Source organism: Thermoplasmata archaeon (assembly GCA_038729465.1).
Lineage (GTDB): Archaea > Thermoplasmatota > Thermoplasmata > Thermoplasmatales > ARK-15 > JAVRLB01.
The window spans coordinates 14743-28024 of the sequence record JAVYRZ010000013.1; the positions used below are offsets into that span (position 1 = coordinate 14743).

Sequence of the window (13282 nt, forward strand, 5' to 3'; positions counted from 1 at the left end):
TAGAATCAGAGATGAGGGCAAGGCAGGAATAATAGAGTATGGCTATAAATTTGCACCTCTCTAATATTTTTTTACATTTGTAAAGAGAAAATCATATAAAAAAATAGCTGTTATAGATATACGGTGATTAAAATATGGTAAAAGATCCAGTTTGTGGAATGGAAGTAGATGAAAAGACAGCTATAAAGACAGACTATAACGGAAAAAAATACTATTTTTGTGATGAAAGCTGTAAGACAGAGTTTGAAAAGAACCCTGGTAAATATGTGAAAGAAGTTAAACATGCCCATCATGGCTGTTAAACTTTTTATTTTTTTAATATCGTGAATAGATGGCAAGAGATCCAGTCTGTGGCATGTACGTAGATGAGTCCAAAGCTACAATAACTAGCGTAAAATATGGCAGAACCTATTATTTTTGCAGCAAATCATGCAAAAAACAGTTTGATAAGCCCGAAGTAGAATTTAAAAAACTGAAGATAGAGCTGGCAGTGTCATGGACTATTACTGTACCAGTTTTGTTACTTACTTATTTAACATCATCTTTATATTCCCGGTACATACTATTAATACTTGCAAGTATTGTGCAGTTTTATCCTGGATTTAGGTTCTATAAAGGAACTCTAGACGCCATAAAAAACAGAGCTGGAAACATGGATACACTGATTGCAATAGGCACTTCCGCAGCATGGGCATACAGCACAACGGTAGTGTTTATACCCAGGTTTTTTCCAAGCAGCAGCTTGTATTTTGACACATCTACAATGATAGTCTCTCTGATACTTACAGGCTCTTTCATGGAGCATTTGACCAAGGCGCGAGCTTCTAACGCAGTAAGCAAATTAATTGAATTACAGCCTAAAACTGCGCATTTATTAAAGAATGAGACTGTTCAGGACGTGGCGATTGAACAGGTACATATGGAAGATATATTACTTGTAAAGCCAGGTGAAAGCATACCTACAGACTCTACGATCATAGAAGGAAAAAGCGCAATTGACGAATCTATGATCACGGGGGAGAGCGTACCGGTTGATAAGAAAGAGGGAGATCGTGTAATAGGAGGAACGGTTAATATTACGGGATCTATAAAGATAAGGGTAAATAAAAAGTGGGGTGATAATACCTTATCTGAAATAATCAGCATTGTTGAAAGTGCAAACTCTGAGAAAGTGCCAATACAGAAACTTGCAGACACTATCGCATCTTACTTTGTACCTGCGGTCATATCTGTCGGCATTATATCATTCTTATTTTGGTACTTTATAGGCGGAATCGGATTAACTTTTTCGATATTGGTATTTGTAACAGTGTTGATCATCGCATGTCCCTGCGCTTTGGGCATTGCTACCCCGGCAGCATTGATGGTTTCTTCTGGCAAAGCGGCAGAAAATGGAATATTGATTAAAGGCGGCGAGAATATAGAGATTGCAGATAAGATAGATACCATAGTTTTTGACAAAACAGGCACTTTAACAAAAGGTGAGCTTGAAGTTACGGATATAGTGTCTATTGGTAAATATAGCACGGAAGATTTATTGAAATATGCTGCTATAGGAGAGATTAATTCAGCACATCCGCTGGGCAAAGCTATAATAAAAAAATTTGGCAATAATGTCCCATTTCCAAACAAATTTGAGTACATAGCAGGTAAGGGAGTGGTTGCAGAATTAGAAAAGAAAATAGTGATCGGAAACAGGGATCTTATCTATGATGAAAATATTAAGATGGATTGCGAGAATAAAATAAAAGAACTTGAAACGCAGGGAAAAACGGTGCTTATCATCGCGCTAGATAATTTATGTGAGGGACTGATTGCATTTTCTGATACACTGAAACAGGATAGCATTAAAGCTGTAAATGAGCTTAATAGCATGAACATAGAAACATGGCTGCTGACCGGAGACAACGAAATTACAGCAAGAGCTATAGCACAGAAAGTAAATATAAAAAATATAGTTGCGAACTTAAAACCTGAAGAAAAAATGAAAATAATAGAAGAGTTGCAGAATAAAGGAAAATATGTAGCAATGGTAGGAGATGGAATCAATGATGCACCAGCTCTTGCTAAGGCGGATTTAGGAATCGCTATTGGAAGCGGAACTGATGTGGCAAAAGAAACAGGGGGAATCATATTAATTAAAAGCCGTCTTTATGATGCAGTTTATGCGATCAAGCTTGGAAAGAGAACTATACGTAAAATCAAGCAAAATCTGACATGGGCGATATTCTATAATGCAATATTGATACCCATAGCTGCAGGTCTGTTAATACCTTTATTCAGTGCTAAAATCTATAATTTTCTACCATTTTTAGCAGCGTTCGCGATGGCATTTAGCTCTACAACAGTAGTAACCAACTCCCTGTTGTTGAGACGAGAAAAATTATGAGTCTGTACCAATTGAAATTTACAGAAAATGCTAGAAGAGTTATTGAGAAAGAAAATGTAAAAGAGTTATATATAAATATCAGATATGTGCAGGGGCCGTGTTCTGATAATTTATGCCGGCTTATTCCCAAGATAGAAATAGATACAGTTAAACCTGAAAATATTCAATATTTTATGATCTATGATGGATTGGCAAAAATATATGCTATCCAACCAATCAAAAAAGCCATAGAAAAGTATAGGGACACAATAACCATAAATTATTCTAAACTTAGAAACAGATTTACAGTGTCAGGAATTACATACTCTTATTGAAAAGATGTTTTTAATCCTTTTTTGCTACATAATTTTTAAATATATCCTAAAATGAAGGTTTTTTATGGATTCAGCATTTGAGATCGATAAATATTCTGAGGCAGTTAGAAAAATTGAAATAATTGAAGAGAACAGACTTAAAAAATACTATCTTAGGAACAATGGAATAGAGATAAACATTGGTGGTACGCCTGTATGTTTTATTGAAGATCTAAATATATCAGTTAAATTAGAGTGGTTTAATTATTTTCATGTAGAAACTAAAAATATTGTACATGGATCTATCAAGATGAGACCTGCCCTAAATATGATTATGGATGCCCTGATAAAGAGAAACTTGAATGATACTTTAATAGAGCCTACTAGCGGAAATACTGGAATTGCTATAGGCGCGATAGCAAAAGCATTAGATTTGAATTTTCAGCCAGTGATCTCTTATAAAGTCACCGATGAAGTAAAAACTTTGTTCAAGGCTATGGGCATAGAGCCTATCGAAGTGGATGATGACCTGTGCCCAAGAGTGAGCAATACTGACACAGATCAGGCTATAGCAGTTGCAAAAAGCATGGCATACAGTCCTAGATCAAAAGATTTGTATACATGGCTCAATCAATACGAAAACAGCAACAACCCCAGTGCGCACAAAGAAACCGCTGCAGAGATCCTGGCATTGGATGACAGGCCGGAATATGTAGTTGTTGGCGTAGGAACTGGTGGAACATATGTGGGACTGAAAAACAGTCTTGAAGATAAAGGCATAAAAGTGATTGGAGTTCAGCCTGAAGATAAACATCATTTACAGGGGTTGAGAAACCTTGCAGAATCGCCATTGATGCCTAAAATATTAGAAAATGCAAAGGTTTCAAAGACCGAGTTTCCGATAGTATCGGATAAAGAAGCGTTTTCTATTATAAAGGAAATATATGACAAAAAGAATGTACTAGTAGGAGCATCTTCTGGTGCTACAATACACTACGCAAATAAGCTGGCTGAGAAGCATAAGAAAGTGCTTGCGATAGTTGCTGATACAGGATATAATTACCAGACTCTCTACAGAGATCTTGGGATCTTAAAAGAGAAAGTTGATTTTTCCCGTTATTACAGTTATGATATTTTAAAGCGCCTGAAATGCAATTAGTATACTAGATTCAACGAGGAATAACCGTTGATCTTGGTTACCTCATAGTGGGTATTGGCAACATCCACAAGCTCTTCATGATGCGTGACAATGATCATCTGCGGGATCATACTTGAAACCTCGCTAATAGAATCTTTCAATATATTTGCAAGTTCCCCTCTGCGATCTTCATCTAGATAAGTAGTGGGCTCATCCAGAACTATGGTCGAAATCTTCTTTGACAACGCTCTCGCTATTGCAAGTCTCAAGGCTATTCCAATCGCTACTTTCTCTCCGCCTGATAGTTCATCAATGCTTATATATCCTGACCTATTGCGCAACGTTATGTTAAAGTCATTGTCTATGTTCAGATCAATAATGTCAAGATTGAATTTTTCAACATAGTCTTTTACAAAATTTTCAATAATAGACGCATATGCAGCCCTCAGAGATCGCTGAATTCCATCTTTGCTGTATGATTTTCGGACCTCTTCTAATATCCCTCTAAATTTTCTGTATTTATCGAGAGTCTTTTGCTTTTGTGAAAGCTCTTCTCTCTTTTTTTTCAATTTCTCTATATTGTCAATATTTGAGTTGACTCTGGCTGATATATTATAATACTCTCCATTTAAAGATTCAAGCGTGGTTTTTAAATTGTCTCTTCTACTTTCCAATTCTGCATAACGTTCGGGATTAAAAGTGTTCTGTTTTAGCTTATCTAAAACTTTGCTATATTCTAATTTTAGGTTAGCTAGCTCCTCATTTTTCCTGTGGAGACGGTCAGAGTAACGTTGAGATTCACGAACCATACCTTTAAATTCTTGCATTTTCATCTTTTTTTCATCCAGCTCTGATTTCTTAGAGAGCGTGATTTCAAATGGTATCTCTTTTTCAAGTTCTCTCATGCGATCTGCAGTTTTTTCAGCGATATCCAAATAATGTTCTTGCTCTTTAATCTTTAAAGCATAATCTTCAATCTTCGCATTTGCCAAAATATAGTTTTCATGAACATTTTTTAATTGAGCCAATAGCTTATCATTCTCAGTTTTCTTTTTTTCTAGAACTTCAAATTCAGAGAATTTATCTGATATTTCCTTTGCTTTAATCTTTAGAGAATTTATTTCATTTGATCGTTCTTCAAATTCTTTTTTTAGGCGGAAATATCGTGAACTTTCGAACTTGTTTACTTTTTCAATCTTGGTTTTTAATGGACCCAAGAGTCCATTCAGTCTTTCAATGTTTTGCTCTTGCTCTTTTATTAATTGCTCTTTAGTAGAGATATCCTCGTCTATCTCTTTATCTATACTCAGAATATGTTTAGCATCAAGATCGCTTTTACAGACTGGGCACTGCTTTGCATTCCTCAGATTTTGTTTAGAATCTTCTAGATATCTGATATGATTTTTTTGTGCTGATATGAACCCATATAACTCTCTTATCTGATCTTCATATGTTTTCTTTTCAGTTTCTAGTTTTTCTAATAGTTCAGATTTATCATTATCTTTTAGCTCAGACATCCCAAATATAGAAAAAATCTGATTTTGATACTCTTTCAGCTCTATTTCAAGCTTTTTCAAATCCGTTTCAAAATGCAGTATCTCTTTAGTTAAGATCAGGTAGTTATCATGATCTGCTTTTAAGTTTTTGATCTGTTTTTGAATCTTATCATTCTCTTCCAAAACATGCTCATATTGTTCATATTCACTCTTATGCTCCTCACAATACTTTTTTTGCAGCCCTATTTTTGTTATTTCTTTTTCAATCTTCTCTTGATCTTTTTTTGTATCTTCCAATCGCTCTTTTAATTTTAAATATTCGGTTACAGGCTCTAAATATTTTACTTCTTTCTCAAGATCCTCTATTTCTCTCTTTTTTTCATCTAGTTTTTCTAAATTTTCCGTTGCTTCTATTATCTCCTCGTTCACCCGATCAATATCTTTTAGATACTGAGCTTTTTCAGTCTCTAAACTATTTCGTTCTTCTTTTAGCTTTGAAAGAGAATCTAGATTTTGGCTGATTATGTTAAGTTCTGCTTTTTTGCTTTCAACAATCTCTTTAATCTTCGATTTTTCAAGCTCTAGAGCATTGAGCTGAATGTCCAAATCTTTTATATTGCTCTCTATTTCTGGGTAACTTTTAAGTTCTACTTCTAATTCCGAAATAGAACGATCAAACTTTTCAAATAGTACTTTGAAATTGGACCATGCATATTCTAACCTATCTAGTCCTATAAGCTTTCCAATCAACTCTTTTCTTTCTGCCGGCTTCTTATTTATCAACGCATCTATTTCGCCCTGTTTTATAAATATTGACGAGATCGCAATCTCTTTGCTCATTCCTAGAATCTTTTCAATTTCCTGTTTTACGTTGTTGGCGCCCTCAGCTAAAATTGGCCCTGAAATCTGCTTTAAGATCGCACTTTTCACACCTTTTTTTTGATCTAGTTCCCAAGAACTTTCGTAATCGTTCAATCCTTCTTCAAAAATCAGGTAGCTTTTTGCGTCTGTACTGTTCAAATGTATGAGATCTTTCAAGTTTCCAGTTCTCGACTCTTTAAACAGGCAGAACAATAAAGAATCTAATATAGATGTCTTGCCAGCTCCGTTTTTGCCAGTAATTACTGTAATACCTTTTGAAAACTCTAACTCCGTACTTTTATGTGATACAAAATTTTCTAGATAGAGCTTTTTTAATAGCATACTTTACCAGCGCTCCATAGTTTTTAAAATAAAATCATAAGCCTCTTCATAATCATTCTGCAGCAGCTCAAACAGATTATAGGCAAAAATGCCCATATTTTCATTCTTAAAATAGTCTGTTAAAGAATCTTTTAAATTATTTGTGGATAAATCTTCATTCGGCATAATAGTCGGTGATAACTTTAATCGATAATATAGCATTGAATTTTTGAACTGTTCATTGATGATAGAATGTATGTCTGAAGCGTTAATTTTACCTGATATCTTCAAATGAATAATTGGCTTTTTTGCATAAACTATGCTCAATATATTTTTTAAATCCTCAATCCAATGCTCTGCATCAGTATCTATCTTCTCTTGCGGGCGAATTGTATCAATGTTCAATTTCTCAATACTCATATCGGTATCAAGATCTACTAAATATGCACCTTTTCCATCTTTTTTATAATTTATAATCTCATCTTCACTGTGCAATTCTGTAGATCCCGCATAGGCAAAGTAGCCCTTGCCATACTCTTTAACCACCCTGCTATGCAAGTGCCCAAATGCAAGATAATTAAAATTTTTTGGTAGCTCTTTAAAATCTACTTCCCAGTTTTCGTCTGGTAAAAATGTGGAAATACCCTCATGCCCTATAAAAATAGAATATTTGAAATTTTGTGCGAGCAAATCTGCTTTTTTAAATTCTTCTAATATACGGTTTGCATAAATACCTTTTAAATTGGACAATCCTGCAACTAATAGCTCTTTGTTATCTATATGCAGTACCTCATGCTCTAACTCATTTATCCCTAACACTTTTATTCCTAGAAAATCAAAGAGGTTCGGAGCTGGATAATCTCGCTTTCGAGGTCGATCGTGATCTCCTAACACAGCGAAATATTTTATTTTGCCATTGATTCTCATCAGTGTATCCTTAAAAACTTTAAGTGCCTGATTTGGAGGACGCGAAGTCTCAAATATATCACCTGAATGCACGATCATATCTACATGCTCTTCTCGTGCCAAGTCTATAACTCTTTCAAATGAATCATAAAAATCAGTTTCTCGCTCTCCCAACATATACTGTCTGTACCCTAAATGCGTATCTGATATGTGCATTATTCTGACCATGATTTTTTAAATGTAAATCTCTAATATAAACTCTATCTTTAATGTCTAATGTCAAATAAACCTTTTTTATAGAAGATTTAATAACATCTTTTAATAAAAAATTAAATAAGACTAATCTATTTCTATTGTTATCATGAATTTCATAGCAAATATAGCAGACTTTGTTAAAAATTTTGGAATTACAATAATCATAATATTAGGAGTTGTAGTGGTAACTATATATATATTTTCGTATTTACATCGCTTTTTTCAATATCTAAAGGCTCAAAAATATCATCTTCTAAATGATACAATCCTGGAATTTATAGAGATTGGCATAGAATACACATTATCTATATTTGTAGTGATCGGCATTTTCTATATACTTTCTACAGTCTCTGAATTTGCAAAAACATATTTATGGGAGACAACCACTCCTCTCTTATTTCCGTTTTTCGTAATCTTTTTGCTCATAATATTCGCTGCGATAATTACCTCTGCAATATCCAGACTATTTAAATATCTTCGAGGAGATCTTAAGATCAAACCTAAAAACGTCCTGAGCCCGAAAGTTTCTTATTTTGCGGATATGCTAATCAAATATACAGTGTACATAGTTACTTTTCTTATAGCATTGATGATACTTTTAAGCGCTTTGAAAATTCTCGGAAACATATCTCAAAAAATATCTGTATTCTTTTCAAATAACGTTGACGGATTTTTATGGATCGTGTTTGTGATATTGATAGGATTTGTAATATACAAATTTTTGATTGAATTAATTAAAGATATGAAATTGAGATCTCTCAAAGAGAAAGAAAGGCTTGAGAAAAATCTAAAAATGGTCATAAGATTTACAATTTTTATAATTGATCTAGTAGTTGTATTAACTATAATTTTGTTGATGCTAGGAATATCAAATGTCCATTACCTAATTATTTCAATTATAATGTTTACAATTATTATCAGCGCTTTAATATTTTTAACCACTCCTCTCAAAAACTGGATATCTGGAGTTATATTAATGTATACTGGTGCATTTTTAGAAAATGATAATGTACAGATTGGAGATAAAATCAATGGAAAAGTAATAGAGATTGATACTTTATTCACCAAAATTTTAGATGAAGAAACTATGATAGAGCTGATACCTAACTCTTTGATACTATCTAATAAAATAGCTATTAAAAGCTCTGTGTTCTCAAATATTCCAATTATACTACAGTTTAACGTTAGTTTTAAGGTGCCGCATGAAAAAATAGAGGAATTAATAATGGATGCGATCAAAGGAACTGAAAATGTTCTTGATATACAACCTAGACCTGCAATCAATGCCGTAAAATTTGAAAATGACAAAATTGTGTATGAACTGAAAGTATATATTGAAAACTTTGACAAGAAAGAAGAGATTATATCAAAGCTAATATTCAAGATACAGGATAAATTTTTGGCAGAAAAAATTATAATAGGAATTTAAAATAATATGGATCTACCCATGATGCAATATCGCCATGGTGTCAGAATCTATTGCTTTATTACTTTTCTTTGTGATTATAAGATTGCATGATATGGATCTTATAAAGCGATCTAATAAAAATCTGGATGGTACATAAAAGTAATCTTGGAAATCAGGATGGCTGATAATCAAAAGATCAGTCTTTGTAGATATATCTATTATTGTACTTTCTGGTGTATTTGTGGTAATGTATGAAGAATCAGATTCTATATTGTTACTATTGCAGGAATCTATGTATTTTGAAAGATCTATTTCGTCCCTGTTTATAGCATAAAAGTGAACTTTGCACCCTATGTTTTTCGCAATTGCTCTAGCAACGGTTAATGTAAATTCGTCTGTTGACGGATTCCTTACAATTACACTCATGCTAGATATGTATCTGTCAGATTCAGAGGGCCGTACAATTACAAGATTGCAATTTGCACGATGATAAATGGTGTCTGTAGTACTACTGAAAATCTTGGTTGTCAATGCTCTTTTCCAGCCAATGACAAGAGTGTCAATATTTTCATTTTGTATTTCTTCAAGTATCGCATTCGCAGAATTATTAGAAACTGTTGCTATAATAGAGGGTTTTAAATCCAGCTTTTTAGGATATTTTGCCAGGCTCTCCAGTTTCTTAAAATATTCTGAGTACTCTGAGAAAGTAAGCTTGTTCCTAATTGTACTGCTGGGCATCTCTATTACTGAAAAAATGATCAAATCATAATTGTTCTCTTTTGCAATCCAGCTACTTATATTTACAAAAAACTGGGAGCTTCTAAGCGTAGCTACCATCACACGCTTTTTATCTGAAACTTTTACAATGGGCTTTTCTGGTTCTGGCACGTACTCTTCAATTTCTCGCTTGCCTTTGCTGAAATAAAATAAAATTAACCCTACTTCAGTCCATCCTATAGCAAGCCACCATGCTGCGGGAGAGAAATAATATAAATATATTGCAAGAACTGATTTGGTAATTATCCCCAGAATCGGTATTAATGGAAAAATAGGTATTAAGTAAGATCTTTTCAGTCTTGGCATCTTGTATCTTAATATTATAACGGAAGCATTAACGAGGATGAAAAGCAACAGAAACATTATATCTGCAGAGGCAGCAATATCATAGAAAGGTAAAAATATGGCGATTACGCCTATTATGGAACCTGATACTAAAATTGCAACGTAGGGAGTTCTGTGCTTGGGGTGTATTCTGCCCATAATCTTTGGCAATACTTTATCCCTGCCCATTGCAAAAGAAACTCTACTGGAAGAAAATATTGTGGCGTTCAAGGTGGCAATTGTACCTACCAACAAAGCGATCAAAATGATGCCTTTGCCAAGATCTGGAATTACAATACCAGAGATATCTACTATTGCGAAAGATCCCTTGCTAACTACAAATCTCCATGAAGTTGAGCCTATTGCCACAAAAAACATGAGAAGATATAAAATCGTGGTGATAGTAATAGAATAAAAAATAGCTTTTGGCAAGTTTCTGGAAGGATCTTTAATCTCCTCTGCAGACTGTGCAGCAATTTCGTATCCTTCAAAAGCAATGAACATTATGCTCATTGCTACAATTACACCGTTAGTGGTGGTGAAAAAGGGAGTGAAACTATTTACTATGTTTGGATTTCTAACCACTGCAAATGAACCTGCCACAATAAATATGCCAATCAATGCAAACTGGAATAATGTAAAAAATGTCTGTGTTTTGCCGGTTATGTTCGTACCCATAAAGTTTACATAAATAAAAAGTACCAGTATTATTAAGATTATCAGTTTCATAAACCATGGTGCATTTACTATTCCATAGTTTAAACCGTATGCTTGCAGAAGCCAGACTATCCCCTGCGCAAATACTACTGTATAAAACGCACAGGCAATAGAATGTCCGAACCAAGAGATCCAGCCGCTCATAAATCCTAAAGGCTTAGGCATCGCTTCTTTGACCCATAAATAACCACCACCAGCCTCTGGAAATGCACTAGAAAGCTCTGCATAGGCCATAGCTGTTAATATAGTCACAAAAAAGCTGAGCACCAGAGAGATCAGTATTGCAGGCCCTGCCCATTGTGTGGCTACTCCGGCAAGCACATAGATGCTGGCGCCGGTCATTGCACCAGCACTGATCATTACTACATCTAACAAACTTAAATCTCTTCTGAATTTTAACTCTACCTGTTCATTATCTGGCATAAGAGATCTCTCTGAAATAAAGTTAATGTTATAACAATATATAAATATGTACCTGTTTAATTATGCTAGAAATCTATTTTTATTTTCAACGCTAAATTGGTTATTTAACCATCAATCCATGTTCTTCTATATTTAGATTTATTCTCTTATGATCTGCTAGATATTTTATGGCTGCCATTACAGGTATTCGGTTAAGAAAATACTGGTCTATTGTTGAAATATTGTTTTCTTTCATGATTTTTGAGATTAAATTCTCCATTGTATCTGGTTTGTGATCTTCAATCATGGACAATAAAATATTTATTTGCTTTTTATTTTCTTCTAACTCAGCATCTATATTTTTCAACAATCCACCATGTGAAAGAATATGAAAATCTGCATTTTGCTGCAAGATGAACTCTAATGTGCTCAGGAATCGAGCAGTGTCAATGTGAAATATCAAAGAGTGTTTTTCTAGAATCTGTTTTGAAAATATGGAGTCTGCGACAAAAAACACATTGTCTTCAGTAATAATGCCAATCATCTGAAATGTGTGCCCTGGAAGCTCTACAATTTTGAATTTCTCTTTTAGCTCTTTTATATTCTTAACATTCTTAGTGGGTGCAGAATAATAAAACTTGCTTTTAAGTTCAGATATGGAAGTGGCACTATATATAAAATCAGATAATAACTCTGGATTTCTTATAAATACTGCTTCAATTTCAGAGGCATAAAAAGTAGTATTAGTTCTCGATTCTACAAATGCATTGCCACCTATATGGTCTGAATGACTGTGTGTGTTTATAACATATTTTAATGTTATATTCTTTTCTTTCAACAAATTCAAAACTTTTCTTACCGCATTTTCATCAAGGCCAGTATCAATCAATATTGCAGAATTATCTTCTATAATGGCACCAATGCTCACTGGGGTATTAAAATAATAGGTATTTCCAGAGATATGTATGAAATCCATAGTTGACAATACAATGAAATATTATAAAAAGTTTTACTTTAATCTCCAAAAACTGAGTAATGTTTATATACAAATAAGTGGATTACTGTCTGACAAAATTCAGACATAAAAAGGAGGTGAATAAATTGAAAACGCTGATAAAAAATGTGATAGGTGATAATTATGCAGGATCTAAACAAGAACAACCCTCGCAACCAGCACCAAAATCGCAAGATGATGAGGAACTAGCTAAGATAGTAGAACAGCTTAAAGTAAACATTAAGATTATAGGATGTGGCGGTGGTGGATCCAATACAATAAATAGGCTAACTGAAGCAGGAGTATTCGGCGCTACCATAATTGCAGCGAATACAGATGCACCACATTTGTTGCAGGTTAAATCAAACAGGAAAATTCTGCTTGGTAAGAGAACTACCAGAGGACTTGGAGCTGGCGCAGATCCACTGGTCGGTGCAGAGGCTGCAAAAGAGGCAGATGAGGAACTTAGAATGCTAGTTTCGAGATCAGACATTGTATTTGTTACCGCGGGTATGGGTGGCGGTACTGGTACAGGATCGGCACCATATGTTGCGCAACTTGCAAAAGAGAATGGCGCATTGGTTATTGCGATCGTGACAATCCCGTTCACAGCCGAAGGTAAACTAAGAATGGAGAATGCGTTGTGGGGAATAGACAGACTCAAAAAATATGCAGATACTACAATAGTGATTCCTAATGATAAACTTTTAGAGCTAGTACCTAGACTCCCATTAGATCAGGCATTCAAGGTTGCAGATGAGGTACTGATGGAAGGATTGAAAGGGTTGACAGAGATAATTACCAAGCCAGGCTTAGTAAATCTAGACTATGCAGATATTAAAGCAGTTATGGATAAAGGCGGTGTGGCAATGATCGGCATTGGAGAATCTGAAGGATCCACAGACAGAGTTGCCGAAGCAGTTGATGACGCTGTAAACTCTCCGCTTATAGAAGCAGATATTGCACAGGCTAAAGGGGCATTAATCAGAATAGTCGGAGAT

10 protein-coding genes are annotated in these 13282 nt (G+C 34.3%); 6 read left to right on the forward strand and 4 right to left on the reverse strand.

The genetic code is table 11. From position 1 onward, the window contains the following. Positions 1-134: 134 nt before the first annotated feature. The 4 genes from QXQ25_04665 (at position 135) to QXQ25_04680 (ending at position 3841) form a co-directional block, all read left to right on the forward strand. Complete coding sequence (locus QXQ25_04665; GenBank protein MEM0160998.1) at positions 135-302, forward strand: YHS domain-containing protein; 168 nt, start codon at positions 135-137, stop codon at positions 300-302. A gap of 29 nt (positions 303-331) precedes the next feature. Next, a complete protein-coding gene (locus QXQ25_04670) occupies positions 332-2389 on the forward strand; it encodes a heavy metal translocating P-type ATPase (GenBank protein MEM0160999.1) in 2058 nt (685 codons plus the stop codon). Continuing rightward, entirely contained in the window at positions 2386-2703 is a 318-nt protein-coding gene (locus QXQ25_04675; protein MEM0161000.1) for a hypothetical protein, read from the forward strand. Before QXQ25_04670 ends, QXQ25_04675 begins: the two co-directional genes overlap by 4 nt. Positions 2704-2767: 64 nt before the next feature. After that, on the forward strand, positions 2768-3841 hold the full coding sequence (locus tag QXQ25_04680; GenBank protein ID MEM0161001.1) for a pyridoxal-phosphate dependent enzyme: 1074 nt from the start codon (positions 2768-2770) through the stop codon (positions 3839-3841). On the opposite strand, the gene QXQ25_04685 is transcribed toward QXQ25_04680, so the two are convergent. Further along, positions 3838-6519: an AAA family ATPase gene (locus tag QXQ25_04685; protein ID MEM0161002.1), complete on the reverse strand. Its 2682-nt coding sequence runs from the start codon at positions 6517-6519 to the stop codon at positions 3838-3840. The two genes, QXQ25_04680 and QXQ25_04685, sit on opposite strands and share 4 nt — an antisense overlap. Positions 6520-6522: 3 nt before the next feature. Then, positions 6523-7632: an exonuclease SbcCD subunit D gene (locus QXQ25_04690; GenBank protein ID MEM0161003.1), complete on the reverse strand. Its 1110-nt coding sequence runs from the start codon at positions 7630-7632 to the stop codon at positions 6523-6525. Between the two features lie 133 nt (positions 7633-7765). Between QXQ25_04690 and QXQ25_04695 the strand changes: the two genes are divergently transcribed. Beyond that, on the forward strand, positions 7766-9088 hold the full coding sequence (locus tag QXQ25_04695; protein ID MEM0161004.1) for a mechanosensitive ion channel family protein: 1323 nt from the start codon (positions 7766-7768) through the stop codon (positions 9086-9088). A 12-nt stretch (positions 9089-9100) separates the two neighbouring features. On the opposite strand, the gene QXQ25_04700 is transcribed toward QXQ25_04695, so the two are convergent. Together QXQ25_04700 and QXQ25_04705 are read right to left on the reverse strand one after the other, a co-directional pair. Further along, positions 9101-11308: an amino acid permease gene (locus tag QXQ25_04700; protein MEM0161005.1), complete on the reverse strand. Its 2208-nt coding sequence runs from the start codon at positions 11306-11308 to the stop codon at positions 9101-9103. Between the two features lie 100 nt (positions 11309-11408). Beyond that, entirely contained in the window at positions 11409-12263 is an 855-nt protein-coding gene (locus QXQ25_04705; GenBank protein ID MEM0161006.1) for an MBL fold metallo-hydrolase, read from the reverse strand. Positions 12264-12409: 146 nt separating this feature from the next. Between QXQ25_04705 and ftsZ the strand changes: the two genes are divergently transcribed. Further along, a partial coding sequence (gene ftsZ, locus QXQ25_04710; protein MEM0161007.1) for a cell division protein FtsZ occupies positions 12410-13282 on the forward strand: 873 nt, incomplete at its 3' end.

What these genes read in the sequence shown, in the direction of transcription:
- QXQ25_04665 (MEM0160998.1), top strand. Translation starts at nt 135, where the DNA reads ATGGTAAAAGATCCAGTTTGTGGAATGGAAGTAGATGAAAAGACAGCT.
- QXQ25_04670 (MEM0160999.1), top strand. Translation starts at nt 332, where the DNA reads ATGGCAAGAGATCCAGTCTGTGGCATGTACGTAGATGAGTCCAAAGCT.
- QXQ25_04675 (MEM0161000.1), top strand. Translation starts at nt 2,386, where the DNA reads ATGAGTCTGTACCAATTGAAATTTACAGAAAATGCTAGAAGAGTTATT.
- QXQ25_04680 (MEM0161001.1), top strand. Translation starts at nt 2,768, where the DNA reads ATGGATTCAGCATTTGAGATCGATAAATATTCTGAGGCAGTTAGAAAA.
- QXQ25_04685 (MEM0161002.1), bottom strand. Translation starts at nt 6,519, where the DNA reads ATGCTATTAAAAAAGCTCTATCTAGAAAATTTTGTATCACATAAAAGT.
- QXQ25_04690 (MEM0161003.1), bottom strand. Translation starts at nt 7,632, where the DNA reads ATGGTCAGAATAATGCACATATCAGATACGCATTTAGGGTACAGACAG.
- QXQ25_04695 (MEM0161004.1), top strand. Translation starts at nt 7,766, where the DNA reads ATGAATTTCATAGCAAATATAGCAGACTTTGTTAAAAATTTTGGAATT.
- QXQ25_04700 (MEM0161005.1), bottom strand. Translation starts at nt 11,308, where the DNA reads ATGCCAGATAATGAACAGGTAGAGTTAAAATTCAGAAGAGATTTAAGT.
- QXQ25_04705 (MEM0161006.1), bottom strand. Translation starts at nt 12,263, where the DNA reads ATGGATTTCATACATATCTCTGGAAATACCTATTATTTTAATACCCCA.